Below are 25,685 nucleotides of genomic sequence, written 5' to 3'. Positions count from 1 at the left end.
CCGGCCCCTTCCGGGCCGGCGGGCGCACAGCGCGTCGCCCACCCCCTCCGACCAGCTCTCTTTCCGCACCGGTTTCCGCACAGTTCCATGGACAAGGGAAGAACCCATGATCATCCGCAGTCCGTTCCCCGACATCAAGGTCCCGGAGGTCCCGCTCGCCGAGATCCTCCTGGGGCGGGCCGACGAGCGGGGCGACGCCCCCGCCGTCATCGACGGGCTCACCGGCCGCACGCTGACCTACCGCGAACTCGCCGCGGAGGTACGGCTGGTGGCCGCCGGGTTGCTGGCACAGGGCGTGGCCAAGGGCGACGTACTGGCGCTCAGCAGCCCCAACAGCCCCGAGTTCGTCACCGCCTACTTCGCCGCGGCCGCCGCCGGCGCCGTCATCACCACCATGAACCCGCTGCTCACCGGCGCCGAGATGGCCGCCCAGCTCGCCGACTCCGGCGCCCGCTGGCTCGTCACCACCCCCGAGGTCTTCGCCGGGAAGGCCGGCGAGGCGGCCGCCGTGACCGGTGTGGAGCAATCCTTCGTGCTCGGCGCCGCCGAGGGGGCGGCCGTGCCGTTATCCGCACTGCGTGCCGCCGGGCGCGGCCACGACGCCCCGCTGCCCGAGATCGCCCCCGACGACCTGGCGCTGCTGCCGTACTCCAGCGGCACCAGCGGCCGCCCCAAGGGCGTCATGCTGACCCATCGTCAGATGGTCTCCGGCATCCACCAGTCGCACGTGCCGCACGCCGTACGCGAGGACGACGTGGTGGGCGCGGTGCTGCCGCTCTTCCACATCTTCGGCATGCAGGTGACGATGAACCTCGCCTTCCATGCCGGCGCGACCCTCGTCACCCTGCCCCGCTACACCCTGGAGGGCTTCCTGTCGGCGGTCGCCACCTACCGGGTGACGCGCACCGAACTCGTGCCCCCGATCGTCCTCGCGCTCGCCAAGCGGCCCGAGGTGGACGCCTACGACCTGTCCAGCCTGCGGGTGATCACCTCGGGCGCGGCCCCGCTCGGCCCCGACCTCTTCCAGGCCGCCGCCAAGCGGCTGGGCTGCCGGATCAAGCAGGGCTACGGCATGACCGAGCTGTCCGGCGCCTCCCACCTGGCCCCGGACACCGGGCGCAACGACCCGGAGTTCATCGCCCCGGGCATGCCCAGCGTGGAGTCCCGCGTGGTGGACGCGGCCACCGGGCGGGACGTGCCCGTGGGCGAACGCGGCGAGCTGCTGGTGCGCGGGCCCAACGCGATGTCCGGCTACCGCAACAACCCGCAGGCCACCGAGGACACGCTGGACGCCGACGGCTGGGTGCACACCGGCGACATCGCCATCGCCGACGAGCACGGCTGGATCCGGGTGGTCGACCGGCTCAAGGAGCTGATCAAGTACAAGGGCTACCAGGTCGCGCCCGCCGAGCTGGAGGACATCCTCGTCACGCACCCGGGCGTCGCCGACTGCGCGGTGATCGGCAGCCCCGACCCCGAGGCCGGCGAAGTGCCCAAGGCGTTCGTGGTCCTCAGGCCCGGCCACAGCGCCCAGGGCCTGCTCGGCTGGGTCGCCGAACGCGTCGCGCCCTACCAGCGGATCCGGCTGCTCGACGTGGTGGACGAGATCCCCAAGTCGGCCTCGGGGAAGATCCTGCGCCGGGTGCTGGTGAACGCCGAGCGGGAGCGGATAGCGAATTCGGATGCGCACTCAGGCGCGAGCACGGTCGCGGACTCGGATGCGAACTCAGGCGCGGGCACGTCCGCGAGTACGGGCGCCTCGACCGCCGCCGTGGCCCTGGCCGCCGGCGCCGAGCCGCGGCTGGCGGGCCAGGTGGCCTTCGTGACCGGGGCGAGCCGGGGCCTGGGCCGGCTGATCGCCCACCGGTTCGCCGGCTCCGGGGCCGCGGTCGCCTTCGTGGCGCGCTCCGCCGACGCGCTCGCCGAGGCCGTCGCCGAGGTGACCGCGGAGGGCGGCACGGCGCTGGCGGTGCGGGCCGACATCGACGACCGCGCGGCCATGGCGGCCGCCGTCCGGCAGGTCACCGAGGAGCTGGGCCCGATCGACATCCTGGTCAACAACGCGGGCATGACCGGCCCGATGGGACCGCTGTGGGAGGTCGACGCCGACGCCTGGTGGGAGTCGATGCGGGTGAACCTGTTCAGCATGGTCACCGCCGTGCAGCTCGTCGTCCCCGGCATGATCGCCCGCGGCCGCGGCCGCATCCTGAACATCACCACCGTGGCGGGCGTCTTCCGCTGGCCGCTGGTCACCTCCTACGCGGTCTCCAAGGGCGCGATGATCAAGCTCACCGAGAACCTGTCGGTGGAGTTGCGCGGCACCGGCGTCCGGGTCTTCAGCATCCACCCCGGGCTGCTGCCGCTCGGGCTGAGCGAGCCGGCGATGAACCACCAGGAGCCCGAAAGCTCCGCCCAGGCATCGGTGTTCGACTGGATCCGCCGCTCGCTGGCCTCCGGCGAGGGCGTCGAGCCGGACGTCGCGACCGAGTTCCTGCTCCGTGTGGCGGCCGGCGACGCCGACCACATGACGGGCCGTCACCTCTCCGTCCACGACGACCTCGACGAACTGGCCGCGCACGCCGAGGAGATCAGGAAGCAGGACCTCTACATGGTGCGGCGGCGCGAACCGCGCGGGTAGCGCGGGCGCGGCCGGGTGACGTCCGGGGCCGCGGCGGGATGGGTCCCCGCCGCGCCCCGGACGGCCGAACGGGCGCGGGGAGCTGAGGTGTTACGGGACGACCCGCACGGCCGACCGTTCGGCCGCGGGCCCTACATCTCCCCGGTGCCGCATTCCACCGCAGAGCCACAGGGCCGACTTTCCGGCGCGGCTCCTGCACCCTACGGCCCCGGCGCCGCATGCCACGGCGGGCCGCGGGCGTCACACGGTGACGGGCTTCTCCGCCGTGCTCGCCGTGTCCTCCGCGGCCCCGGTCATCCTGCGCCAGCGGTCCTGCCGCTCGCGCAGCCCGCAGGGCGACTCGCTGTGCCAGCGCTGGTTGCGCGACCGCGTCGTGTCGTAGAAGAGCAGGTCGCACGCCTCGCGGGCGCAGTAGCGCAGCCGGGCCGGATCGAGGCGGCCGAGTTCGGTGACGATCCGGCACGCCAACTCGGCGAGCGCGGTGTCCGCGTGCCAGCGGATGTCGGCGGTCAGCGAGCCGTCCGGCGCCACCTGGAGCGTCTGCGTGGCGCGGGCCTGCTCGGCGAGGCGGTTGAGCGCGGTGGCGGCGGGCGGGCGGCGCCCGGCGACCAGGGCGTCGGTGATCGCCCGCGTCTCGTCGGCCAGTGCCCGCAGCGGCTCCAGGTCCCCCGCCGCCAACTCGTGTGCGAGGCCGAGCGGTTCGAGCAGGGCGCGGGCCGCGCCGCAGGAGACGAAGTGGTCCACCGTGATCTGCCGCCGCACCCCGGCGGGCCGCCGCGCCCGCGTGGCGTTGGACAGGGCGATCAGCGCCGGCACGGGACGGCGCTGGGGCGTCGGCTGCGCCGCGGGCTGCGGTATCGGCTGGGCGGGGGCCGGTCGGGACGGTGTGGCAGACATGTGCTCATCCTTCGCTTCGCGGCGGCTGCTGCCGCGGCACGGCGGTCGGACCGCCCGCGCGTAGGGGAATCCTGCTGGGGCGCTGCGCGGGTGGGCAGCGCCGCGCCGGCGGGGTGTGCCGGTGACGATCGCGGAGGCCATGTGCGGGGCGGGGCGGTACCGTACGGAGCCGGGCTCAGGGGGATTCTACCCGCCGGTACCGCGCCTTGACCTGAACCGCATGTGCGCAGGGCCAGGTCGGACACGCCTTGGGGCCCGTCGGGCAACCTGGGCCGCCCTTCCGCTTGCCAGGCGGTGACCGCCGGAGCCGCCTCAGCCGCCCACTCGGCCCTGCGGTGCCCGGACGCCGAAGGTCGCGGTGTCCACCGGGCGCTGGCGGCGTGGCAGTTTGGCGACGACCAGCCGGTACGACTCGTCCACCAAGTCCTCCACCAGCTCCTCTTCGAGTGCGCCACCGGGCGCGAGCGTGATCCAGTGCCGCTTGTTCATGTGGTACCCGGGCGTGATCTCCGGGTACGCCTCCCGCAGCGCCACCGCCTCGCCCGGGTCCGACTTCAGGATCACCACAGGCGACGCGCGGAGCGCGGTGAGCAGGGCGAACACCTTCCCGCGGACCTTGTACACCTCCCACTCGGGCCCGAACGGCTGCTCCCACACCACCGCGGGCAGCCCCTCCGCCTTCAGCCGCACGACCGCCTGCAGCTCAGCCCCGTCCATGCCCCGTCCGCTCCTCCTCCGCCGCCGTGCCCTCGCCTTGCGGCCGGGGAACAGCCTAGGAGCTCTCCACCGCCGCGGTGCGGACGGCCGCGCCGGGGGAGCGGACGTATCACCGCAACTGCCCCGTACGCGGGCGCGGTAGCGTGGAGCGCATGCACGTCACGCACCCTCTCGCCTCGGTGCTGTGGGACCCCGGCGGCGGCCAGGGCCTGCGGCAGCTGGGCGAACTCGGCCTCGCCCTGCTGCTGTCCACGCTCATCGGCCTGGAGCGCGCGGTCCAGCAGAAGAGCGCGGGGCTGCGCACGCACACCCTCGTCGGCGTCGGCGCTGCGCTGTTCATGGAGGTCTCCCAGCACGGCTTCGGCACCGTCCTCGGCCACCCGGGCGTCGTGCTGGACCCCTCGCGCATCGCCGCGCAGGTGGTCAGCGGCATCGGCTTCATCGGCGGCGGGCTGATCTTCGTCCGGCGCGACGCCGTACGGGGCCTGACCACCGCCGCCACGATCTGGCTCACCGCCGCGATCGGCATGGCCTGCGGGGGCGGGCTCGTGCTGCTCGCCGTCGTGGCCACCGCGGGCCACTTCCTCGTGGTGCGCGTCTTCCCGCTCGTCACCGGCCGCTTCCCGGCCCTCGCCGGCCCCGGCCAGACCGACCTGCAGATCTCCTACCGCGTCGGCGCCGGTGTCCTGGCCCGCATCCTCGAACGCTGCACCGGCTCCGGCTTCCGCGTCACCTCGCTGCGGGTGGACCGGGCGCCCTGGTCGGAGGACGGCGACGAGCGCCCGGCCGCCGCCGGCAGCGCCCAGGTCCAGCTGTCCATCGAGGGCACCGGCGACGTCCCCGTCCTGGTCACCGACATCGCCGAGGTCGACGGCGTCCTCGGCGTGTGGTCGCCCACCGAGGACGCCGCCTACTGGCGCTGACCGACGGCGGCCGGCCCCACGCCACTTCGGGGGGACCGGCCGTCATCTCGGCACCCGCGGGGGGCGGGTCGCTCAGTTGCCGCGCCTGCTCACGGCAGCTGCCAGGACTGGTTCGCCCCGCCGGTGCAGTCCCAGATCTGCACCTGGGTGCCCGGTGTCGTGGACTGGTCCGTGTCGTCCAGGCACCGACCCGACGAGGGGTTGCGCAGCGCGCCGTTCGCCTGCGGCTGCCACACCTGCGCCCCGGTCCCGTTGCACGTGTAGAGCTGCACCTTCGTGCCGTTCGCCGTGCCCGCCGCGGTGACGTCCAGGCACTTGCCGAGCGCGCGGACCGTCTGGTCGGCGCCCACCGTCCACTGCTGGGCGGCGGTGCCGTTGCACGTGTAGACGTCGACCTTCGTGCCGTCGGCGGAGTTGGCGCCCGCCACGTCCAGGCACAGGCCCTGGTAGCCGGTGATCGGCCCGGCGAGGGCCGCGTTCGCGGGCACGACCGTCCACACGAAGGTGGCGCTCGCGCTCGCGCCCGCACTGTCGTGCGCGGTCACCGTCACCGTGCTGGTCCCGGCCGTGGTCGGGGTGCCGGTCACGGCGCCGGAGGACGAGATCGACGTGCCGGCCGGCAGCCCGGTCGCGGTGAACGTCGGGGTCTGGCCCGAGGTGGTGTCGTGGGCGGCGACCTGGAAGGAGACCTGGGCGCCCGTCAGCCCCTCCTGCGGCCCGGGGCCGGTGAGGGTGAGCGGTGTGCCGAGCTGGGCGGCGGTCACGGCGAGCGTGCCGGTCAGCGGCAGGTTCCGCTCGGAGTCGCCGACCGCGATGCTGTAGGAGCCCGCGGCCGTCTTCCAGGAGGAGGACGCCGTGTCGTAGGCGGCGAGGTTCTGCTGGGTGAGCGGGAAGCTGACGGTCTGGCTGGCGCCGGGCTGCAGGTCCACCCGGGCGAAGCCCTCCAGCTCGTGCGGCGGCTCACCCGCGCCCGACGGCTTGCCGACGTAGAGCTGGGCGATGTCCGCCCCGGCCCGGCTGCCGGTGTTGGTGATCGTCGCGGTCACCGTGGCCGCGCCGCCCGCAGGCAGGGTGCCGACGTGCAGGTCGCTGAAGGCGAAGGACGTGTAGGACAGGCCGTAGCCGAAGGGGAAGAGCGGGGTGAGGTTGTTGGCGTCGTAGTAGCGGTACCCGACGTCCACACCCTCGGAGTACTGCACCTGCCCGCCACTGCCCGGCCACTGCGCGGTGGTGTGCGCCGGCACCTGCGACAGCGAGGTCGGGAAGGTCACCGGCAGGTGGCCCGAGGGGTCGGTGTCGCCGAAGAGCAGCGAGGCGATGGCGGTGCCGTCGCCCTGCCCCGGGTACCACGCCTCCAGCACGCCCTTCACGGAGTTCAGCCACGGCATCGTCACCGCCGAGCCGGTGTTGAGCACCACCACCGTGTTCGGGTTGGCCGCGGCCACCGCCGAGATGAGGTTGTTCTCGCTCGACGGCAGGTCGATGCCGCTCAGGTCGCTGCCCTCGGACTCGAAGTCGCTGGCGAAGACCACGGCCACCGAGGAGGACGCGGCCAGCGAGGCGGCCGAGGAGGTGGACGAGCCGCTGTCGTACTTCACGCTCACGCCGCTGCCGGCCCGCGCGGTGATGCCCTGCAACGGGGTTGTGGTGCCGCTGGAGTTGACGGCCGCGCTGCCGCCGCCCGCGGTCTGCGCGCTGCCCGAGGCGTCGGCGCCGATCACGGCGATGGAGGAGACCGAGGAGCCGAACGGCAGCACATTGCCGCTGTTCTTCAGCAGCACCGTGCCCTCGGCCGACAGCTTGGTGCCCGTCGACTGGTGGGCGGTGCTCGTCGCGGTGGCGCCGGGGGAGCCGCTGGGCGCGCGGTCGAACAGGCCGAAGGCGAACATCTGGCCGAGGACGTTCCCGGCCATCGTGTTGAGCGTCGCGGCGCTGACCGCACCGGAGTTGACGGCGTTGGTGAGCGCGGTGCCGTAGTAGCCGTCGTTGCCCGGCATGTCCTGGTCCAGGCCGGCGTTGGCGGAGGCGGCCGTGGAGTGGGTGGCGCCCCAGTCGGAGGTGACGAAGCCCTGGAAGCCGAACTGCTGGCGCAGCGTGGTGTTCAGCAGGTAGGGGTTCTGGCAGGCGTAGGTGCCGTTGACCGTGCTGTAGGAGCACATCACCGAGGAGGCCGCGCCCTGCTGCACCGCGTCGCGGAAGGCCGGCAGGTAGATCTCCTGGAGCGCCTTGTCGCCGATCTGGGCATTGTCGGACGGAGTGTTGCGGTTGGTCTCCTGGTTGTAGACGGCCAGGTGCTTGACCTGGGCCATCACCCCGGTGGACTGCACGCCGCGGATGTCGGCGGCGCCCAACTGCCCGTTGAGGTAGGGGTCCTCGCCGATGGACTCGAAGGCGCGGCCCCATCGTGGGTCGCGGTCGATGTTGATCGTCGGGCCGAGGTCCACCGTGGTGCCCTTGGCGGCCTGCTCGGCGCCGATCACCTGGCCGTAGCTCTGCTCGGCGGCGGTGTCCCAGGTGGCGGCCACGTTCACCGGCGCGGGCAGCTGGGTCACGTTGCCCATGCCGTCGCCGACGCCGGCCGGGCCGTCCTCCATCGTCAGCGACGGGATGCACAGCGCGGGGATGGCCGGGATGAAGCCGGCGTAGCTGGAGCCGCCGCTGCCGGTGGCCAGTGTGACCTTCTGCGCGGTCGTCATCTGGGCGAGCACCTGGCTGACGCGCTGCGGGATGGGGGCGCTGGAGTGCACCCAGGGGCAGGAGGCGGCCGCCGCGGCGGGGGCCGCCGCGTGGGCCGCGCCGGCGTCGGTGGTCGCGCCGATCAGTCCTGGCGCTCCGGCGAGCAGCGCGAGCGCGGCGATGTACGGCGTGCGCCGTCTCGCCGCGGGGGTACGGAACATGTGCACGATGCCTCCAAGCATCTGCCGAGGGGGGTGTTCCGGTGGTGCCGGGTTCGTGGCGGCGCTCCCGGGGCCGCGGGAGGGGGCGGTTCCGGGACGCGGTGGGGCGGGTTCCCGGAAGCGATTACGGGTGGGTGGACCTGTGGTGCGGGTGTGATTGAACCCGCCTCCTGAGGCCCGGTCAAGGTCTATACCACTTTCCCGACCAGCCTTTGACCCGGCCGCCGGTGCCGGGGCGCCCGCGCCGTGCGGACATGGCGGCGGGGCCGGGCGCCCGCCATGGCACCCGGCCCCGCCGCGGGCCCGGTTACGAGACGCCGGGCGCCGCGGCCGCCGCGGGCCGCAGTGTCCGCGCCCACTCGTCGGTGGTGGTCACCTCGCCGCGCCGGGGCAGGACTTTGCCGATCAGCATGTCGTGCAGCGCCGGGTCGGGGTCGGCGCAGGCATCGGACAGGACGGTCAGGCCGTAGTCGAGGTCGGCCGCCTGCAGCGCGGTGGACAACACGACCCCGCCGGTGGCGATTCCGGCCAGCACCAGGTGGTCGACACCCTGGGCATCCAGGATCTGCCGCAGGTTGTTGCCGGCGAAGGCGCTCACCCGGTTCTTGTGGACGACGATCTCGCCCTCGATCGGGGCCACGTCAGGGTGGATGGCGCCGCCGGGGTCGCCCGCGGTGTAGAGGTGGTGCGGCACCGCGCCGAAGACCTTGTTGCGGGGGTGGGCGTCGACGTGGCCGTCGCGCAGCCGCAGCGCCACGTGGATCACGAGGACCCCGGCGCCGCGCGCCACGTCGAGGGCGTGCACGGCACGCGGCAGGTAGTCGTCGGGCACGTGGCCGAGGTGGTTGGGCTGAAGGTCCATCAGCAGCAGTGCGGAACGGGACACGAGGGGTGCCTTTCGTGAGCGGGGTGGTGCGGTGAATACGCGGCGGATGCGCGCGGTGGAATACGGTCAGCGGTCTGCGGGACGGGCCCGCAGCGTGCCGTCGGCGAGCGTCGTCGCGACGACGGCCAGGCTCACGCCGATCATGATCCAGCCGATGGTGTGCACGCCGTGATCGGTGACCCGGGTGTGGAAGACGATGCCGGTGACGGCCGAGGCGGCGATCGACCCGACGTAGCCGAAAGTGCGCAACAGGCCCGAGGCGGTGCCGAGTTGCTCGGCGGGAGCGTGGGCGTACAGCGCCGTCTGGTTGCCCGCCGCGGCCGCCCCCATGCAGATCCCGAAGACGACCGTGATGGCGACCACCCAGCCCAGCGACGCCGACGAGCTGAGCAGCAGGACACCCGAGGAGGCGATCAGGCAGGTCACGGCGGCGGCGATGACCGGGCCGCGCACGAGATTGCGCCGCGAGACGGGCGCGATGACGATGCCCGACACCAGCGTCATCGGGAGCAGCAGCAGACCGGATTCCGTCTCGGACAGGCCGCGGACGGTCTCCACCCACTGGGTCAGGCCGTACAGGACGACGTAGACGCACAGCAGCACCAGGCCGTAGCGCAGATAGGTGCGGGTCAGGGCGCGGTTGGTCACCAGCAGCCGGACGTCCAGGAAGGGTACGCGCGCCCGCAGTTCCCAGCCGGCCAGCGCGGCGAACAGCACCACCGATATGCCGAGGACGTACCAGTGCGCGGTGGGCAGGTCGAAGAGGAAGAGCAGCAGCGCGATCATCGCGGCCGCGAAGCCGGCGATGCCGATCGCGTCGAGCCGGCTCGCGATCTCCCGCGCGCTGAGCGGGCGGGAGACGGGGCCGTCCTTGGCGACCCAGGCGAGGGTGGCGGCCAGGGCCAGCACGGCGACGGGCACGTTGAGGAAGAACACCGCCCGCCAGCCCGCGGCGCCGACCAGCACACCGCCGACCGGCAGCCCCAGGGAGGCGGTCGCCGTGCCGGCGATCTGCAGCCCGCCGAGCACGCCGCCCGGCGGCCGGTCCAGCCCGGCCTCGCGGGCCCGGCCGCGGATCAGCAGCATCGCGGTCGGATACGCGCAGGAGGTACCCAGGCCGATCAGCACCCGGCTGACCAGCAGCGTGAACAGGTCCTGCGCCGCGCCGCCGACGACGCCGCCGACCGCGACGAGGACGATCCCGGTCAGGAAGACCCGGCGCGGCCCGAAGACCTCGGCGGCCTTGCCCGCGGTGGGCTGCGCGATGGCACTCGCCAGGTAGAGCGCGGTGACCAGGGCGGCGGTCTGCCCGATCGGCACGCCGAGCCCGTGGGCGATCGGCACCAGCGCGGTGGCGATCACCGAGCTGTTGATCGGGTTGAGGGCCGAGCCGATGAACAGCGGCGTGGTGAACCGCCAGGAGAACGGCCGCTCCGGTGGCACGCCGGCCGAGGCCGTGGCGGGCGTGGTCGGAAGTCCCGAGGTGGGCATCAGATGCTCCGGCGGTCGGATGCGGAGGTCACAGCTGCCCGGCCAGGCGCTCGATCAGCGCGGCGGCGGAGTCGAGGGTGGCAATCTCCTCCTCGGTGAAGGACGCCGCCAGCGCGTGCGCCACCTTGTCGACGATCGCGCTGCGGCCCGAGCCGAGGGCGTCCCGGCCGGCCGGGGTCGGCTTGAGGATCGAGCGCCGCCCGTCCTCCGGGTCGGGGCTGCGCTCCACCATGCCGCGCTTCTCCAGGGCCGCGACGGTGGCACCCATGGCCTGCGGGGTGATCTGCTCGCGCCGGGCCAGCTCGGCGGTGGAGGCGGGGCCGAAGCGGTCCAGCCGGGACAGCACGGTCAGCTGCGGGTTGGTGACGTCGCCCGCGGCCAGCGTCTCCTGGACGCGGCGCCGGAACGCCCCGATGGAGATCCGCAGCTTCGTCGCCGTCGCGCGGATCTCCGCGCTCGGGGGGTCGCTCTTCGTATCGCCGGTCATATTTGGAAGGCTAGCCTTCTCAGGCTCAGCTTGCAAAGTCAGCCTTCCAATGTGGGCGCACTCCGGGCGCGCGGGGTGCAGGCGCGGGGTGCTCGTCCGGGTGCGGACGGGGGGGATTCAGGGGCGGATACGGCGTGGACGGGGTCCGCGGCGTGAGCGGAAGCGGCGCCGAACGGAATCGGGGCCGAACGGAGTTGGCGCTGGGACGGAATCGGGGCCGCCCCGGCGAGGGCGGCCCCGGTAGGTCGGGGGAGGGGCGGGCCGTACGGGACGGTCCCGGCCGTCCTCCCTCGACCTGCGGTGTTCTCCCACGTCCTACGAGGTGGGACGGCTGCCGTGGTTGGCCCGCTTCTTGCGCAGGATCTTCTTCTTGCGACGGCGCTTGGACGACATGTCCGCTCCTTTCGCCGGCTCCGATCCGGTTCTCCATGCTTCCACGGCCCGCCCGCCCCGGCATGTCGCCCGAGCCGCACCGCCCGGCCGGCCGGTACCCGGTGCTCAGCGCCCGGCGGCCGGGTCCACGAGCCGGTCGCCGGCCAGCAGGGTGCCCGCCTGCTTGACGTGCTGGAGGATCGGCGAGACCTCCATGCTCTGCAGCCCGGGCAGGGAGCCGACGCGGTCGGTGGTGAACTCGAACAGCTCGTCCAGGTCCCGGCAGTGCGCCACCGCGTGGAGGTTGTGCGGCCCGGAGACGGCCGCCGCGAAAGCGATCTCGGGTTCCCGCGCCAGCGTGCGGCCGACGCTCTTGACCGCCGAGGGGTGCACCCGCAGCCACAGGTTCGCCCGGGCCCGGTAGCCGAGCGCGGCCGCGGCGATCTCGACGTCGATGTGCACCACACGGTGCTCCAGCAGCCACCGCAGCCGGCGCGCGGCGCGGCCCGGGGTCAGCCCCGCTGCCGCCGCGAGGTCCACCGGGCCCGCCCGGCCGTCCGCCGCCAGCGCGCCGAGCAGCTTCTCGTCCGCGTCGCCGAGGTCCACCGGCTCGCGCGCGACCACCGGCGCCTCGGCGAACGGCTCGCCGCCGTCGCCGAGCGCCGCCTCCTGCTCCGCGGTGAGCGTGCCGCGCAGCGCGGCCCAGTAGTGGCCGCGGCCGCCGACGAACTGCCGCAGCATCGCCGAGGCGTTGATGTCCAGCACCGCAGCCGTGCGGGGCAGCCGCCGCCCCAGCAGGTCGTCGCGCTGCTCGGGCGTACGGGAGCGGACCGCGCAGGTCACCTCCGAGCCCGCGGCCGTCAGCGCCACCCAGCTGACGTCGTCGCGCCTGGTCAACGCGTCGGCGATGGCCGTCACGCTGCCCGGGCGGCAGCGCAGCCGCACCAGCCACTTGCTCTGCCCGAGCGCGCCCGGATCGAGTACGCCGGCCACCCGCAGCACACCGTCGGCCCGCATCCTGCGGTAGCGGCGGGCGACCGAGCCCTCGCTCCGGCCGAGCACGGCCGCGATCGAGGCGAAGGAGGCCCGCGGGGCGACCTGGAGCGCGCGAATGATCCGCACATCCTCGGGCCCCACATCGACGGATTCACTCATCGGTACCCCTCTCCTGAGGGCAATCCTACGAAACCGCTGCTCGCAGGCGTGCTCGCGGCCGTCGGGCGGTGAGACTCGTCAGGTGGCCGCGTTCCGCACCGTACGCGGCGCCCGCGCCCACCTCGGGCGGGGAAACCGAACCACAGGAAGGGATGACGCGACGTGTCATCACACGAGTCGGGCCGGCAGGCGCCGACCGCACTCATCGTCGGAGCGTCGCGCGGCCTCGGCCACGCGCTGGCGGCCGAACTCCTCGGCCGCGGCTGGGACGTCGTCGGCACCGTCCGCGACACCGCGGGCCGCACGCTCCTGCACGACCTCGCCGACCGCTTCCCCGGCCGGGTCACCGTCGAGCACCTCGACATCAACGAACCCGCCGGGCTGCCGCCCCTGCACGAGCGCCTGGCCGCCCGCACCCTCGACATCCTCTTCGTCAACGCCGGCACCGCCAAGGCCGTGGACACCCCCATCGGCGCGGTGACCACCGAGGAGTTCGTGGAGGTCATGGTCACCAACGCGCTCAGCCCGATGCGCGTGATCGAAGGGCTCGAAGACCTCGTGCCCGCGAGCGGGCTGATCGGCGTGATGTCCTCCGGGCAGGGCAGCCTGACGAACAACGTGAGGGGCCTGCGCGAGCTCTACCGCGGCAGCAAGGCGGCGGTGAACATGTTCATGCGCAGCTACGCGGCCCGCCGCCCGGACCGCGCCCTCGTCCTGATCGCCCCCGGCTGGGTCCGCACCGCCCTCGGCGGCGACCAGGCACCACTGACCATCGAGGACAGCATCCCCGGCGTGGCGGACGTCCTGCTGTCCAAACTCGGCAAGCCGGGCCTGGAGTACCGGAACCACAAGGGCGAAACCGTACCGTGGTGACCCGCGACTGATCCGCCGAGCGGCCCCTTATCCGCTGGCCGCCTGCCGCGGACGCGCGGGCTCGCCCTGGCTTGTCGGGCCGGGCTCCGCCTGCGCTGCCGCTCGGTCAGGCTCATGCCACGCCGAAGCTCAGGGCCGCAGGCATTCACCCTGCGGGTCGTAACAGACCAGCCCGTGCAGGGGGGCATTCGCGTGGGGCACTCGTCGTCCTCTCGAAGTCGGACGACAGCAGGCGCGACACCTGTCGTGCGCGCCTGCCGCATTGCGGCCTTTCAGTCCCGCGGTGCGACGCGGATACGGTTCCCGTCAGGATCGACTGCGAGGAAGGTCAGCCCGAACCCCGCATCATGAGGCTCCTGCAGGATCGTGACACCCTTGGACTGCCACTGCTTGAAGATCGCGTTGACCTCGTCGGGCCCGCCGTCGGTGGCCAGACACACCTCACCGGTGCGCGGGACGTCCGCCGACAGATCCTCGAACTGGCCGGACCACACGGCGAGGTCAGCGCCTGGCCCGAGGTCGAAGGTGATGTATCCCGGAGTCTCGAACGACGGGCTCATGCCGAGGAGGTCTCCGTAGAAGCGCGCTGCGGCGGGAGCGTCGTTCACGTAGACGATGGACACGACGGATGTGGTCATGGTTCTTCCTTCTCGCAAGCCGTGGGTACGCATCCGCCAGCCTGACCGGGATATGCGCCTCATCATGTCGCAATTCCTGAAAAGCTTTATGCGTGACCCCGGACCGCTTCTTCTCCCTGATGCTGCTGCTGGCATCGAAGAATGCCGTGACCACACAGGAACTTGCCTCGGCCCTGGGGGTGTCCCTTCGAACCGTCACCCGGGACCTGAACTGGCTCCGCGAGGCCGGTCTGCCGGTGACCGCGCAACGGGGGCGCCTCGGAGGCGTGACCATGCTGCCCGGGTCCGGGCCCGACCTCACGCGACTCACGCCCGGCGAGCGTGATCACCTGTCGCTCACCGGGCTGGACGAGAAGCAACGTGCGGAACTCGACGCATCGGTCGAAAGCCGCCGCGCGCTCTCCAAGATCGCCGCTGCACAGGCACGTCGAGCCGATGAGCTCCTGCCGCTCACCGACGCAGTGCACGTGGACAGCCGTCCCTGGGATCAGGCACGAGTTTCCGGCACGACTCCGGCTTCGCTGATCGGCCCGGTGCGGCGGGGCCACCGGCTACGGATCGAGTACGACAGCACACGCGAGTCACGTCCACGCGACCTCGTCGTGGATCCCTACGGGCTGTTCGCCAAGGCCGGCATCTGGTACCTCGTCGCCGACTGTGCCCGAGTGCCGCGTATGTACCGACTCGAACGGATCACGACGTGGACAGAAGTCGACCGGCCACGACGGATCCGCGAGAACCAGACCCTGGCCACCGTCGCCGCGGCGCTCGTTGACCAGTGGGAACACGACCATGCGATAGAGGTCAGCGCCACCATCGACCGGACCCAGATCGAGCGAGCGCGACGGATCCTCGGCCGACGACTCGTCCAGGACGACCCTGAGGAATCCACCACCGGTCACAGGGTGAGGATCCGCTTCCTGCACCTGGAGGACGTGCGAACACTACTGCCATTCGGGAGCACCATCACTGTGCACGGCCCCACCGAAGCCAGGGCTCACCTTCGCGACCTCGCCACTGACCTTGCCCACCACTATGCGCCGCCACCAACGTCCTGACTCGCAACAATCGCTGGCGTCCGAGGAGGTTGAAGTCGTGCTTCAAGGCGACGCAGTGGTGCGGGCCCTTCTGGCAGCCGTGGCGACGCTGGAGGATCTCGTCAAGGGGCGGTGAAGCCGTCGACACCCTGCGAGCCAGGACACCGTCCGCTCGACCACCCACCGGCGGCGGCCCAGGCGCCCGGACGGGTCGATCCCGCGGCGGGCGATTCGGTGCTGGATCCCCCGCCCTCGAAGCCAGGCGACCCCCTCATCGACGTCGTCCGCCTCGACGCCTTCTCCATGAGCGGCAACTCCGCCGAACTCGTGGTTCTCCTCACCGGTTACGGCGCCCCCACCGCGGCCGGCCCCGTGGCAATCCCGGCTCGCCCTCTACCGCGTCGTCCTGACCCTCGAACTCCACAACTGGTTCGCCATGTCGGCCCAGTCCCACCTGCTGCCGCCCTTGGGAGCCGACCTGCGCCGCATGATCACCGCTGCGGAATGCGCCAGCCGGACGCGCGGCCCGAAGTGGTCCCCACCGGGCAGCGGCGCGGATGCGCCAGGCCTGCGGCGGTTGCGGTACGTGCCCACCGGCCTCTCGGGTCACGCGGGGGCCGCGGGTGGGGGGCGTTCGCCCAGCCATTGGGGGGCCTGCCAAGCCTCGAAACGCTCCAGTTCGGTGAAACCGAGGCGGGCGGCCAGGCGCATCGCGGGGGGTGTTGGCCGTCAGTGCGGTGAGGACGACCGGTTCGCCGGGGTGGGTGGCGTCGAACCAGGCGAGCGCCACCGCGCAGGCCTCCGCGGCGTAGCCGGCGCCCCACGCGCGCGGGAGGAAGAGGTAGCCGAGGTCGGCCTTGCCCGCGGCGACCGGGCGGCGGTGGCCCGTTGCCCGGCGGAGCAGGATGTGGCCGATCATCTCCCCGTCGAGGTCGGCCACGAAGCTGCCCGGCCACCGCTCGGGCAGTTCGCGCTCGACTGCGTGGCGGGGGCGCGGACCGCCGAGGTAGGTGTGCGCCCGCGGCGGGGTGAGTGGTTCGGTGAAGTACGGGGGCGCGCCTGGGGTGCGCGCAGCACCTGCCTCCTGCTCGGTGCGGGCCGCCGGCTCGTGGGGCGAGAACGTCCATCCGCGCACGCGGACAAATGGCCGCAGCGGCCCCCACCCCGAACGGTGGGGGTGGGGGCCGCTGCGTGCGGACTCCGTTACGGGTGGGACTTGTTGACCACCGGCAGCTTCACCGTCGATCCCGCGACGTAGAAGTCCCTCGGCGCCGTGCGCAGCACGAACCTGTCGTCCTGGCTCCTCACCCGCACCGACAGCACGAACGTGCCGTCGTCCTCCGTCTCGGTCTTCACGTGGGACTCCGACTCCCAGTAGGTCTGCAGGAAGATCTCCGTGCCCTCGGGCTCCACGCCGCGCGGCACGGTCACCTTGCCGTCGATGGTGAGGATGTCGCCCGCCTTCACCTTCTTCTTGTTGAGGTGGTACGTCACGGTGCTGGCCTCGGGTGTGGCGGCGACCGTCGTGTCCGTGTAGTAGCCGTCCTGCGGGGTGTCGGGGTCGCCGTCCACGTCGTAGCTCGCCGTGATCTGCACGTCGTGCTCGACGTTGAGCAGGCTGCTGCCGCCCACGTGGTCGATCGACACGTCCGGGATCGTGAAGTGCCCCTCGGCGTCGGTGACCGGGACGCCCAACTCGCGCGGTTCGTAGTCATGGGGGTCGATCGGGTCGCCCCAGGGGTTCCAGGTGGTGAACAGGACCACCTCGTCCACCGTCACGGGAATGCCCGCCGCCGGGGCGCCGTCGGCCGTGGTGACGGTACCGGTGACGTCGACGCGGCGGTTGTCGTAGTCGGTGCTCGCCGGGTCGGTGTGCACGCTCAGCACATAACCGCCGTCGTCGGCGGCGCTGCCGGGCGCGGCGGTGGACGCGGAGGCGGCGGGGGCGGACAGCGCGCCGGCCGCCAGCAGCAGGGCGGCGCCGGCGGCAAGCCGCGTCAGGTTCTTCGCAGTCACGATCGGACTCCAACTTCGGTCGTTGACACAGGAGGTGCGCCGGGCGGCACCGGTTCCGCCACGGCGCCGAGGTGTGCGACGCACAGGCTTCGACCGGCGCGGCACTGCGGGAGTTGTCCGCTGTGGGCCCGCTGTTACGCGGCTGTGTCATCCAACCCTTTTGTCCGGGTTGCGCGTTCACCGGAAATTTGTGCCGCGGCCATGTCCCGGTACCGCGGATCGGTGGCCCGCCCCGCCGGGCGGGCTCGCCCGGCACCGCGTCAGAACTCGGTGCGCGTCTCGCTCCTGCCGTCACCGCGGACAACATGCCGGTCGTACAGGCCCGTCCGCGCGGTGCGGCGCCACGGTCGGGCGAGGCGGAGGGCCGCGTCGATGTCGGGGTCCGGTGTGTCCAGGTCGATGTCGGCGACGGCGAGGCCGGGACGGTTCGCGGCGGGGCAGCGGGCGAGCGGCCGGCCCCCGGGTGCGATGACCGTCGCGGGAGCGGTCGCGCCGAACTGGGCCGGAACGGAGTAGGCCACCCAGTAGTTGTAGAGGGTCGCGTACGCCTGCGCGACGACGGCCCGGGCCGCGTCGTCGACCATCACCGACACCAGCACGCAGTCCACGCCGAGTTGCTCGTACGCGTCGAAGACCTCGGGGAAGTTGACCTCGATGCACAGTGCGGTGCCGAACCGGATGCCGTCGACCTCGAAGACCAGCGGCTGCGTGCCCGGGGTGTACATGTACGAGACCTCGGCGTGGGACAGGTAGCGCTTGTCGTAGCGGGAGACGAGGGCGCCCTTGTCCGAGACGACGTACAGGCTGTTGTGCGGCCGATGCGGCGGCGTCAGGGCATGGGGCGCCCCGAAGACCACCCACAGGCCCAACTCGCCCGCCGACTCGGCGACGGCCGCCGCTTCGGCCCGCAGCACATCCCAGTCGACCCGGCTCCAGTCCGAGGGACCCAGCGTGCCGCGCGGTCCGGACGACATCACGCGCTTGCCAGGGTAGGTGATCGCGCCCTCGGGGAACTGCACGAGCCGCGCTCCCGCGTCGCGCGCCTCGCGCATCAGGGCGCGGATCTGCCGGCCGCTCGCTCGTAGGTTCTCCGGGTCGGTGGGGTCCTCCGGAACGGTGCTCTGCGCGACCGCCAGCCGCAATCTCCTTGCCACCAGGGCACCCTAGCGAGTGCGCGGCCCCCACAGGCAGGGCGTGCGGCGTGCCGGTGCCGACGGGAAGCGGGTGCGGGAGCGGACGGTGCCCGCGGGGAATTCCGACGCCCTTGCCCTCCCGCCCGCCTCACCCCTCCCCTGCGGAGCTCACCGCGTTCCTTCACCGCACGCCGTGCGCCGACAGGCGGCACAGTTCCGTACCCACCCCGTCGCGGAAAGCGGCAGCCACCGCCGGGCTGAAGCATCCCGTCCAGTACGGGAATTCGACCGCGAGGCGGCCGTCGAACGTCGTGACGCAGGCCAGCACCGGGCTGCGGCCCGCCTCGGGGTGGTACTGCTCGCGGGCGGGCACCAGGCGGAGGTCGAGCAGGTCCAGGTCGGACGGCAGCGGCGGCCCGTCCACCGCGCCCATGTTCGTGGCGATCACCGTGCCGAGCATGAGCGCGGGCACCTGCGCGACGCGCGACATAACCCGCGTGGTGCGGAAGGGCTCGCCGTCCGCCAGCGCCCGTTTGAAGCTGTCGGTCACCGCGCGGGCCCGCGCGAACGTGTCGTCGCCGGGCGCGATGTCGAACACGTCGGTGTGGAAGGTCACCGCCGCGACCATCGTCTCGGCCGGCAGCGGCGGCTCCAGCCGCGTACGGAGGTCCACCGGCGACAGGCAGCCCAGGGTGCGCGGGCCCTCGCCGCCGAGCCGCTGCCGCGCGGTCGCGAGCAGCGCGGCGGCCACCAGGCCCTGCACGGAGACCCCGCCCGCGGATGCGGCCCGGCGCAGCGCGGCCGTGCGGGTGCGGTCCAGCAGCAGCCGCGCCACCTCGATCCGGCCGGTACCGATCGAGACGGGCGCCCCGTCGTGCGGCAGCATCTCCAATGGACGGGCGCACGCCACCAGTTGCTCGAAGTGCCGCACGGCCTCGTCCTCCTGGCACGGCGGCAGCAGTTCGCTGACGGGTACGGGCCAGTCGGTGCAGTAGGGCTCGGGCGCGGCACCGGCGAGCAGTTGGGCGTAGCGCGCCCACAACGCGTGGTGCAGGGCGATGGCGCTGTGCCCGTCGGCGATCGCGTGGTCGACGGAGAGCACGAGGGTGGCGGTGGAGTCCGCGCCCTCCAGCAGGGCGGCGCGGACCAGGGGACCGCTCAGCGGCAACGGGGTGTTGAGCTCGTCGGCGTACGTACGGGTCCCCGCGGCGTGGTGCGCCAGCCGCGGCGGTACGTCGAGCTCCTGGAGGGCGAAGCCCGCCCCCGGGCCAGCGGGGCTCCAGTGGACCGACTCCGGCACGTCCGCCGCGGCGATGACGCAGCGCAGCGGCGGGTGGCGGGCCGTGAGGTCGGCGAAGGCGGTGGCGAGCAGATCGGCGTCGAGGGCGCCGCGGACGGTGCAGGAGACGACGGCCCGGCTTCGTTGGCCGGCGAAGAGCGTTTCCACCGGGCACAGCAGGCGCTGCATGGCTGGCCTTTCCGAACGGAGAGGACGGGCGCGGAGACCGCGCGGTGGGCGCGTGGGCGAGGGGATGCGGGGAGCGTAGGGGGGCGCAGTTGGGGGCGTACGGGGCGGCGTTCGCGGGACGAGGACAACACCGCGGGGGTCCCGCGAACGGTGGATGCGGTCCCCGAGCGTCCCGGGATCCAAACCGCGGCGTGGCGATCGGGTGGCGCTCGACGGCCATTCGGTGCGGGCGCGCATTCTCCGCCCGACACAGGATGATGCCCGCCCTACCCGCCGTGGCCCGTCGCCTTGCCCGCCACGGCAGCGCCCGGGTGACCCTCCGACGCCGTTTGACCTTGACACGGTGACAAGGTCTTGACTGCTTCCCGAGGAGGTGGTCCCGATGACCATGATGAGAGGGGACACGGACGCCGTACGAGCGCTCCAGGGGCTGGAGGACAGTCGCTCGTCCGTGCGGCTGCGGGCCGCTCTGGCGGTCGGTACGGCGCCCGACCCGTGCTTCGTCGACAAGCTCATCGAACGATGCGCGATCGAGCCCGAGTTCTTCGTCCGCGACATGCTGACCTGGGCACTCACCCGTCACCGGGTGTCGCTGACGCTCCCCTTGCTGCTCCGCGAGGTCCGCTCCGAGCGTGCGCAGGCACGCAGCCAGGCGCTGCACACACTGTCCAAGATCGGGGACCGGCGGGCGTGGCCGGCGATCACCCCGGCACTGTTGTCCGACGCCGACGACGAGGTGGCGCGCAGCGCCTGGCGGGCCGCGGTCGTGCTCGTCCCGGAAGGCGCGGAGCCTGCCCTGGCCACGAGCCTGGCGACGCAACTCGGGCGCGGTGAGCGGGAGACGCAGCTGAGCCTCAGCCAGGCGCTGGCGGCACTGGGTGAAGTGGTCGGGCCCGCTCTGCACGCCGCGACGACGGCTGAAGACCCGCGCGTGCGTGCACACGCGCTCGCCACCCAACGGCTGCTGCGGGACCCCGACGCCGGATTCGCCCCGGCGATCAAGGAGGCCAAGCGCGTCGCGGCCCTCGACGGATCCCCCACGGCAGACGATTGACCTGTGTTGATCGGTGAGGTGGCCAAACGGTCCGGGGTCAGTGCCCGCATGCTCCGGCATTACGAGTCGCTGGGCCTCGTGCGGCCTTCGGGCCGTACGGGATCCGGTTACCGGGAGTACTCCGCGGGGGATATCCGGCGGATCTTCCACATCGAGAGCCTGCGGTCGCTGGGCCTGTCGCTGCGTGAGATCGGGCGCGCGCTCGACGATCCCGAATTCAGGCCTTCGGCGCTCGTGGGCGACCTCATCCGCCAGACGCGCGATCGCATCGCGGCTGAGACCGAGCTGCTCACGCTGCTCCGCCGGATCAATGCCGCGGACCCGGTCGGCTGGGAGGACGTGCTCCAGGTCGTTGCGCTCCTCCAAGCGCTGGGGGCGAAGAGCGCCGACACGCGTCAGCGAGCGGTCCTTTCCTCGGGCGACGAGGTTCCGGTGCCGGTGGAGGCCCTGGTCGAGGCGGCACTCAGAGAGACGGAGCCGAACGTCGCCGGGGCCCTGCGATGGGCGTTGGCGCGATCCGACGGCGACGCCCTGTCGCTGCTGGCAGAGGGCCTCGACTCACCGGTGGCCGCGGTGCGGGAGCGTGCCGTTCAGGCCCTCGTCGAGATGCCTGGTGATGAAGCTGCCGCGCAGCTGCGGGATGCCCTTGCGAACCCCGACGCCGTGGTCCGCGGGTATGCGGCTTTGGCGCTCGGTACATGTGGTGTGGCTGATGCGGTCCCGGCGCTCATCGACCTGATCGTGGAGGGAAGGAACGACACCGACGCAGCCGACGCACTGAGCGTGGTGGCGAGCGACACCGGGACGGCAGATCAGATCGCGACCAGGCTTGTCGACCGCCTCGCCGACGACACAACCACGGCACCCGCACGCGGGCGGCTGACTCAAGCGCTGGCGGACATTCCGGGGACGGCAGCGTCACGTGCCCTCGTGGAGCTGTCGCATGACGAGGACCGTGCTGTTGCGCTGACCGCCGCATACCTTCTTCGGCTCCGCGACGTGAGATGCGAGTCGACCGAACCGAACCGGGGCGGTCCTGAAACGCCCTCGTGAAACGCTCCGTGAGCGACGACGTCAAGCGCGTGGAATCGCGAGACTGCCCGATGTCCACCTGTGCGGCCCCCCGCAGGCTCCCCCAGGAAGTTTCTGGTCCATGGCCGCCGGCGGGTGCCCGGCGGTGTCCGCCCCGGGAGTCGGGGCGGCCCCCCCAACCCGCCTCCACCCGACTCCCGTTGTGCCGCACGACCTGGCCCGGAGAGTCTGCGCGGCGGGTGCGAGCCTGCGGTGATCGTATTCAGAGTCCTCGGGGGACGTGGCCCAGGTGTGGGTCGGTGGCTGCGTGCAAGGCCCTGACCTCGGCTGATCGTAGAGGACCGGATCGGATCGTCCCCTGACCAGGGATTTTCATACTTATGTGGATTGGCTGCGCTCTCGCTTCCCTGGCTCATAGCCTGCTCTCGAAAGGGCTCTGAGCAACGGAAGGTAGGAGACCGGCATGGACGTGGCGGAGGACGAACTGCCCGAGGCTTCGTGGTTGCGCTTCTTCGGGGAGGAGCTGCGCCTGATGCGGGAGGCGAGGGGGCTGACCCTGCGGGAGTTGTCGGCGATGACGACGTACAGCTTCCAGCAGATCTCGAACGTGGAGGCGGCACGGCGTACTCCGTCGGAGGCGCTGGCCCGGGAGTTGGACCGCGCGCTCGGCACGGGCGACCGCTTCCAGCGCATCCTCAAGCGGGTCCTCGCCAACCCGTACCCGGACTGGTTCAAGGGCGCGGCGGTGGAGGAGCAGCGGGCGACGGAGATCCGCATCTACGAGGCCCGGGTGGTGCCCGGTCTGTTCCAGACGGAGGAGTACACGCGGGCACAGACACAGTGGATGCAACCGCGTATGCCGGTTGGGCGGGTGGACTCCGTGGTGGCCGGTCGAGCGGCGCGGCAGGAGGCGTTGGCCCGCGAGCAAGGACCCTACGTCTGGGTCATCCTTGACGAGTCGGTACTGCGAAGGCCCATCGGCGGTCCGGAGGTTATGGCAGCCCAGCTTGAACGTCTACTTCTGGAAGCAGAGAAGCCGAAGATCGTGCTCCAGATCGTTCCCTTAAGCATTCCGAACCACGCGGGACTCGACGGCTCATTCACGATCTGGAGCTACAGCGATCGCAGCGATGTCGTGTACGGCGACGGCTGGCACTCCGGGCGGTTGTTCGAGCGTAAGGAGGACATCGCCTTCGCGAACCTGTCCTACGATCTTCTTACGGCGGTGGCCCTGGACCCGGCCAAGTCGCTTGACCTCATCCGCACTCTTGTGAAGGACGAGTACAGCACATGATTGATCGGACCCTGCACGGCGTTGAGTGGTACAAGTCCAGTTACAGTGACAGCTCTGGCGGCGCCTGCGTCGAGGTAGGTCGTTGGCGCAAGTCCAGCTACAGCGACAGCTCCGGCGGCAACTGCATCGAAGTCCAGGACGGCGTGCCCTACCTCGTCCCCGTACGCGACAGCAAGGACCCGCAGGGGCCCGCACTCGCCTTCTCGCGTGAGGCGTGGTCCGCCTTCGTGGGTGCCGTCAAGGACGGCCGCTTCGAGGTCTGAACCTCGTACGTACGCAACCGCCGCCCCCGGCAGGCCCGTTGGCCCGCGTGGGGGCGGCGTCGTATGCGGCACCATGGTCAACGGGCCAGGCGGTGCAGCCAGTCGCGGAGCAGCGCCGTCTCGGTCGGGCGCAGCGGCAGGTCGTCGGCGTCGGCCTGGGTGAGTGCCGCGTCGAGGGCAAGGGCCTTGGGGGCGAGGGCCGTTGGGGAGGCCGGACGCGCTTCGGTCCCCTTCGCCGTACGCTTCCCGGCACCCGTACCGGCTTCGGCTGCCGCGTCCGTGGTGAGCGTGGCGATGACGGCGTCGCGCATCCGCGCGGAGGTCTGCGGGTCGCGGTCCTCGGCGGGCGTGCCGATCAGGGTGAACGTGACGCCCGTGGCGGCGGCAAGCAGGAGCCGGGCGGCCTCGGCGGACGGCACCCGCAGGCGGCCCGCGGCGGCGGTCCGGTCGAGGAAGGCCATCAGCAGGCGGTGCGCCTCCTCGGCCGCGGGCGGGCGGCGGCCGGGCCGGTCGGTGCCGTACATCAGCAGGTAGAACGCCGGGTGGCGGAGCCCGAAGTCGACATGGGCGTCCCAGCCGCGGGCGAGGTCGGCGACGGGGTCGTCGGTGTGCGCGAGCGCCTGCTTCTCGGTGAGGTAGGTCTCGAAGGCGTGGATGGCCAGGGCCGTGAGCAGGCCGTCCTTGTCGCCGAAGAGCTGGTAGAGCGAGGCGGCGCGGATGCCGGCGGCCGCCGCGACCGAGCGCGTCGAGACCGCCTGCGCGCCCTCCCGCTCCAGGAGGTCCGCCGCCACGTCGAGGATCTGCCGCCGGGTCCGGGTCTTCACATCGTCCACGGTTGCGATGCTACGGCATTCCGCGTAACACTGATACGGGGCAGTGCTACGCGATCCAGTGAGGCACTGATACGCCCAGGTGCTTTCGACGACTGAGGAGCAAGCCGTGAACCGGATCGGGTACGGAGCCATGCAGCTGGCCGGGCCGAACGTGTGGGGGCCGCCCGCCGACCCCGAGGCAGCCCGGGGGGTGCTGCGGCTGGCCGTCGAGCTGGGCGTCACCTTCTTCGACACCGCGAACGCCTACGGGCCGCGTGTCGTGAACCGGCTGATCGGGGAGGCGCTGCGGCCCTTCCCCGAGGACGTGATCGTGGGCAACAAGGTCGGCGCCGGGCGCGGCCCCGACGGCTCCTGGCTCATCACCGGCCACCCCGACACCGTCCGCCGCCAGGTGCACGAGGCGCTGGCCGATATGGGCACCGAGACAAGCGAGTTGACGTATCTGCGGCTGTGGGGCGACGCGCCCGTGCCGCCCAGCGACGTGCCGATGGAGGAATCGCTGGGCGTCCTGGTCGAGTTGCGCGAGCAGGGACTGATCCGGCGGATCGGCCTGTCGGGGGCGACCCCGGAGATGCTCGCCCGCGCACAGGACATGACGCCGATCGCGGCCGTGCAGAACCGCTTCAACCTGCTCGACCGCAGCGGTGTCCAGGTCCTCGCGGACTGCGAGGCCCAAGGCATCATGTTCGTGCCGTACTTCCCGCTCGGCGCCGGCAAACTCACCGCGCACGACGCCCTGTCGGGGCCTGCCGCCCGCCTGGGCGCCACCCCGGCGCAGGTCGCGCTGGCGTGGCTGCTGCGGCGGTCCCCTTCGGTCGTGGCGATCCCGGGTACGGCCTCTCCGGACCACCTGCGGTCCAACGTGGCGGCTTCCTCGTTCGCCGAGGAGCTGACCTCGGCGGAGGTGGCGGCGCTGACCGCCCTGGCCGACGAGTCGGCCGCCACGCTGTCCGGGGCCGACTCGTCGGCGAACTAGCCCCGTTGGGCGGCCTTCGCCGCAACCGCGCCTGCGTTTCCACGGGTCGGCTGCGCCGGTGCCCCCGCTTGTGCCGCCGCCCCCGTTTCTGCCCGCGCCGTCGCTTCTGCCTCGGCGGTGCGGGCCAGGCGCTCGACCCAGTCCTGGTGGTAGCGGTAGAGGGCCCCCGGGCGCTTGTGGCCCAACTCCTCCAGGAAGAAGGGGCCTTGCTGAGTCTCCTCGGTCAGCACATGGCAGCCGTCCGCCGTGGGCGTGATCACCCAGCCGTGATACGCGCTGGACCCCGTCTCGTCGCCGTCGACCACCGTCTCCCACGAGAGCCTGCGGTACGGCTCGAACTCCGTCACGTGCAGGCTCATCGGGAAGCCGACCGTCACCCGCGTGTAACGCGTGCCGAGCGCCAGTTCCGTACCTCCGCCCAGGACCTTCACCTGGTCCTCGGGCGGGAACCACCCGGCCCACTGCTCGGCCTCGACCAGCAGCTTCCACACGACCTCGGCCGGCGCGGCCACGTCGATGTCATTGAGCGCGTAGATCGCCGAAGTCTCCGGCCTGTACCGCTCGGGCCACACGACCTTCTCGTACACGGCTCGCCTCTCCTCGTA

General features: G+C 72.4%; 23 protein-coding genes and 2 pseudogenes. 9 read left to right on the top strand and 16 right to left on the bottom strand.

Translation table 11 applies throughout. From position 1 onward, the window contains the following. Positions 1 to 106: 106 nt before the first annotated feature. Positions 107 to 2,638 carry an SDR family NAD(P)-dependent oxidoreductase gene (locus BLR33_RS10150; protein ID WP_093784004.1) on the top strand — a complete coding sequence of 844 codons (2,532 nt, stop codon included), beginning with the start codon at positions 107 to 109 and terminating at the stop codon, positions 2,636 to 2,638. Positions 2,639 to 2,878: 240 nt separating this feature from the next. Here the strand turns inward: BLR33_RS10150 and BLR33_RS10145 are convergent, their stop codons facing one another. Together BLR33_RS10145 and BLR33_RS10140 are read right to left on the bottom strand one after the other, a co-directional pair. Continuing rightward, the gene (locus tag BLR33_RS10145; protein WP_176930212.1) at positions 2,879 to 3,535 is read right to left on the bottom strand and encodes a CGNR zinc finger domain-containing protein; all 657 of its coding nucleotides are present in this window, start codon (positions 3,533 to 3,535) and stop codon (positions 2,879 to 2,881) included. Positions 3,536 to 3,847: 312 nt separating this feature from the next. Further along, complete coding sequence (locus tag BLR33_RS10140) at positions 3,848 to 4,252, bottom strand: MmcQ/YjbR family DNA-binding protein (protein ID WP_093784002.1); 405 nt, start codon at positions 4,250 to 4,252, stop codon at positions 3,848 to 3,850. A gap of 152 nt (positions 4,253 to 4,404) precedes the next feature. Between BLR33_RS10140 and BLR33_RS10135 the strand changes: the two genes are divergently transcribed. Continuing rightward, complete coding sequence (locus BLR33_RS10135) at positions 4,405 to 5,175, top strand: MgtC/SapB family protein (protein ID WP_093784001.1); 771 nt, start codon at positions 4,405 to 4,407, stop codon at positions 5,173 to 5,175. 89 nt (positions 5,176 to 5,264) lie between these two features. Here the strand turns inward: BLR33_RS10135 and BLR33_RS10130 are convergent, their stop codons facing one another. The 6 genes from BLR33_RS10130 to BLR33_RS10110 form a co-directional block, all read right to left on the bottom strand. Beyond that, positions 5,265 to 8,072, bottom strand: coding sequence for a glycoside hydrolase family 3 C-terminal domain-containing protein (locus tag BLR33_RS10130; RefSeq protein ID WP_093784000.1), 2,808 nt, complete (start codon positions 8,070 to 8,072; stop codon positions 5,265 to 5,267). A gap of 307 nt (positions 8,073 to 8,379) precedes the next feature. After that, positions 8,380 to 8,958: a cysteine hydrolase family protein gene (locus tag BLR33_RS10125; protein ID WP_093783999.1), complete on the bottom strand. Its 579-nt coding sequence runs from the start codon at positions 8,956 to 8,958 to the stop codon at positions 8,380 to 8,382. Positions 8,959 to 9,024: 66 nt separating this feature from the next. Beyond that, the gene (locus BLR33_RS10120; RefSeq protein WP_093783998.1) at positions 9,025 to 10,449 is read right to left on the bottom strand and encodes an MFS transporter; all 1,425 of its coding nucleotides are present in this window, start codon (positions 10,447 to 10,449) and stop codon (positions 9,025 to 9,027) included. 28 nt (positions 10,450 to 10,477) lie between these two features. Next, positions 10,478 to 10,936, bottom strand: coding sequence for a MarR family winged helix-turn-helix transcriptional regulator (locus tag BLR33_RS10115; protein WP_093783997.1), 459 nt, complete (start codon positions 10,934 to 10,936; stop codon positions 10,478 to 10,480). Between the two features lie 315 nt (positions 10,937 to 11,251). Then, positions 11,252 to 11,374 (bottom strand): hypothetical protein, encoded by a 123-nt coding sequence (locus BLR33_RS36710; RefSeq protein WP_265737025.1) that lies wholly within the window; start codon positions 11,372 to 11,374, stop codon positions 11,252 to 11,254. A 60-nt stretch (positions 11,375 to 11,434) separates the two neighbouring features. After that, on the bottom strand, positions 11,435 to 12,463 hold the full coding sequence (locus BLR33_RS10110) for an Lrp/AsnC family transcriptional regulator (RefSeq protein WP_093783996.1): 1,029 nt from the start codon (positions 12,461 to 12,463) through the stop codon (positions 11,435 to 11,437). Between the two features lie 162 nt (positions 12,464 to 12,625). On the opposite strand from BLR33_RS10110, the gene BLR33_RS10105 reads away from it, so the two are divergent. Further along, positions 12,626 to 13,336 (top strand): SDR family NAD(P)-dependent oxidoreductase, encoded by a 711-nt coding sequence (locus BLR33_RS10105; protein ID WP_093783995.1) that lies wholly within the window; start codon positions 12,626 to 12,628, stop codon positions 13,334 to 13,336. Between the two features lie 272 nt (positions 13,337 to 13,608). On the opposite strand, the gene BLR33_RS10100 is transcribed toward BLR33_RS10105, so the two are convergent. Beyond that, positions 13,609 to 13,974, bottom strand: coding sequence for a VOC family protein (locus tag BLR33_RS10100; RefSeq protein WP_093783994.1), 366 nt, complete (start codon positions 13,972 to 13,974; stop codon positions 13,609 to 13,611). Between the two features lie 92 nt (positions 13,975 to 14,066). Between BLR33_RS10100 and BLR33_RS10095 the strand changes: the two genes are divergently transcribed. Continuing rightward, positions 14,067 to 15,032: a helix-turn-helix transcriptional regulator gene (locus tag BLR33_RS10095; protein ID WP_093783993.1), complete on the top strand. Its 966-nt coding sequence runs from the start codon at positions 14,067 to 14,069 to the stop codon at positions 15,030 to 15,032. 114 nt (positions 15,033 to 15,146) lie between these two features. Here BLR33_RS10095 and BLR33_RS34295 read toward each other — a convergent pair. The 5 genes and pseudogenes from BLR33_RS34295 to BLR33_RS10075 all read right to left on the bottom strand — a co-directional run. After that, positions 15,147 to 15,266: pseudogene (locus BLR33_RS34295) on the bottom strand (IS5/IS1182 family transposase); the annotation flags it as partial. Positions 15,267 to 15,617: 351 nt separating this feature from the next. Next, positions 15,618 to 16,088: pseudogene (locus tag BLR33_RS10090) on the bottom strand (GNAT family N-acetyltransferase). Positions 16,089 to 16,214: 126 nt separating this feature from the next. Continuing rightward, entirely contained in the window at positions 16,215 to 17,027 is an 813-nt protein-coding gene (locus BLR33_RS10085; protein ID WP_093783992.1) for an acyl carrier protein, read from the bottom strand. Positions 17,028 to 17,287: 260 nt separating this feature from the next. Next, positions 17,288 to 18,181 carry a carbon-nitrogen hydrolase family protein gene (locus tag BLR33_RS10080; protein ID WP_245771320.1) on the bottom strand — a complete coding sequence of 298 codons (894 nt, stop codon included), beginning with the start codon at positions 18,179 to 18,181 and terminating at the stop codon, positions 17,288 to 17,290. 160 nt (positions 18,182 to 18,341) lie between these two features. After that, a complete protein-coding gene (locus BLR33_RS10075) occupies positions 18,342 to 19,628 on the bottom strand; it encodes a phthiocerol/phthiodiolone dimycocerosyl transferase family protein (protein WP_093783991.1) in 1,287 nt (428 codons plus the stop codon). A 382-nt stretch (positions 19,629 to 20,010) separates the two neighbouring features. On the opposite strand from BLR33_RS10075, the gene BLR33_RS10070 reads away from it, so the two are divergent. From BLR33_RS10070 to BLR33_RS10055, 4 genes are all read left to right on the top strand, one after another. Next, complete coding sequence (locus BLR33_RS10070; RefSeq protein WP_093783990.1) at positions 20,011 to 20,682, top strand: HEAT repeat domain-containing protein; 672 nt, start codon at positions 20,011 to 20,013, stop codon at positions 20,680 to 20,682. Positions 20,683 to 20,685: 3 nt separating this feature from the next. Continuing rightward, the gene (locus BLR33_RS10065) at positions 20,686 to 21,735 is read left to right on the top strand and encodes a MerR family transcriptional regulator (protein ID WP_093783989.1); all 1,050 of its coding nucleotides are present in this window, start codon (positions 20,686 to 20,688) and stop codon (positions 21,733 to 21,735) included. Between the two features lie 442 nt (positions 21,736 to 22,177). Further along, a complete protein-coding gene (locus tag BLR33_RS10060; protein ID WP_093783988.1) occupies positions 22,178 to 23,008 on the top strand; it encodes a helix-turn-helix domain-containing protein in 831 nt (276 codons plus the stop codon). Continuing rightward, positions 23,005 to 23,271 carry a DUF397 domain-containing protein gene (locus BLR33_RS10055; RefSeq protein ID WP_093783987.1) on the top strand — a complete coding sequence of 89 codons (267 nt, stop codon included), beginning with the start codon at positions 23,005 to 23,007 and terminating at the stop codon, positions 23,269 to 23,271. Before BLR33_RS10060 ends, BLR33_RS10055 begins: the two co-directional genes overlap by 4 nt. 77 nt (positions 23,272 to 23,348) lie before the next feature. Here the strand turns inward: BLR33_RS10055 and BLR33_RS10050 are convergent, their stop codons facing one another. Further along, positions 23,349 to 24,104: a TetR/AcrR family transcriptional regulator gene (locus tag BLR33_RS10050; RefSeq protein WP_093783986.1), complete on the bottom strand. Its 756-nt coding sequence runs from the start codon at positions 24,102 to 24,104 to the stop codon at positions 23,349 to 23,351. Positions 24,105 to 24,210: 106 nt separating this feature from the next. Between BLR33_RS10050 and BLR33_RS10045 the strand changes: the two genes are divergently transcribed. Continuing rightward, a complete protein-coding gene (locus BLR33_RS10045; RefSeq protein ID WP_093783985.1) occupies positions 24,211 to 25,080 on the top strand; it encodes an aldo/keto reductase in 870 nt (289 codons plus the stop codon). Here BLR33_RS10045 and BLR33_RS10040 read toward each other — a convergent pair. Beyond that, positions 25,077 to 25,667, bottom strand: a complete 591-nt coding sequence (locus tag BLR33_RS10040) for an SRPBCC family protein (protein ID WP_093783984.1) — start codon at positions 25,665 to 25,667, stop codon at positions 25,077 to 25,079. The two genes, BLR33_RS10045 and BLR33_RS10040, sit on opposite strands and share 4 nt — an antisense overlap. Between the last annotated feature and the right edge of the window lie 18 nt (positions 25,668 to 25,685).

It is taken from the genome of Actinacidiphila guanduensis (assembly GCF_900103985.1).
Classification (GTDB): Bacteria; Actinomycetota; Actinomycetes; order Streptomycetales; family Streptomycetaceae; genus Actinacidiphila; species Actinacidiphila guanduensis.
The sequence above is the reverse complement of the archived record's forward strand: the minus strand, read 5'-3'. Positions and strand labels throughout refer to the sequence as shown.

Coding starts and splice junctions, on each gene's coding strand:
- BLR33_RS10120 (WP_093783998.1), bottom strand. CDS start 10,449: ATGCCCACCTCGGGACTTCCGACCACGCCCGCCACGGCCTCGGCCGGC.
- BLR33_RS10055 (WP_093783987.1), top strand. CDS start 23,005: ATGATTGATCGGACCCTGCACGGCGTTGAGTGGTACAAGTCCAGTTAC.
- BLR33_RS10070 (WP_093783990.1), top strand. CDS start 20,011: ATGACCATGATGAGAGGGGACACGGACGCCGTACGAGCGCTCCAGGGG.
- BLR33_RS10150 (WP_093784004.1), top strand. CDS start 107: ATGATCATCCGCAGTCCGTTCCCCGACATCAAGGTCCCGGAGGTCCCG.
- BLR33_RS10115 (WP_093783997.1), bottom strand. CDS start 10,936: ATGACCGGCGATACGAAGAGCGACCCCCCGAGCGCGGAGATCCGCGCG.
- BLR33_RS10145 (WP_176930212.1), bottom strand. CDS start 3,535: ATGTCTGCCACACCGTCCCGACCGGCCCCCGCCCAGCCGATACCGCAG.
- BLR33_RS10110 (WP_093783996.1), bottom strand. CDS start 12,463: ATGAGTGAATCCGTCGATGTGGGGCCCGAGGATGTGCGGATCATTCGC.
- BLR33_RS10140 (WP_093784002.1), bottom strand. CDS start 4,252: ATGGACGGGGCTGAGCTGCAGGCGGTCGTGCGGCTGAAGGCGGAGGGG.
- BLR33_RS10060 (WP_093783988.1), top strand. CDS start 22,178: ATGGACGTGGCGGAGGACGAACTGCCCGAGGCTTCGTGGTTGCGCTTC.
- BLR33_RS10100 (WP_093783994.1), bottom strand. CDS start 13,974: ATGACCACATCCGTCGTGTCCATCGTCTACGTGAACGACGCTCCCGCC.
- BLR33_RS10075 (WP_093783991.1), bottom strand. CDS start 19,628: ATGCAGCGCCTGCTGTGCCCGGTGGAAACGCTCTTCGCCGGCCAACGA.
- BLR33_RS10130 (WP_093784000.1), bottom strand. CDS start 8,072: ATGTTCCGTACCCCCGCGGCGAGACGGCGCACGCCGTACATCGCCGCG.
- BLR33_RS10135 (WP_093784001.1), top strand. CDS start 4,405: ATGCACGTCACGCACCCTCTCGCCTCGGTGCTGTGGGACCCCGGCGGC.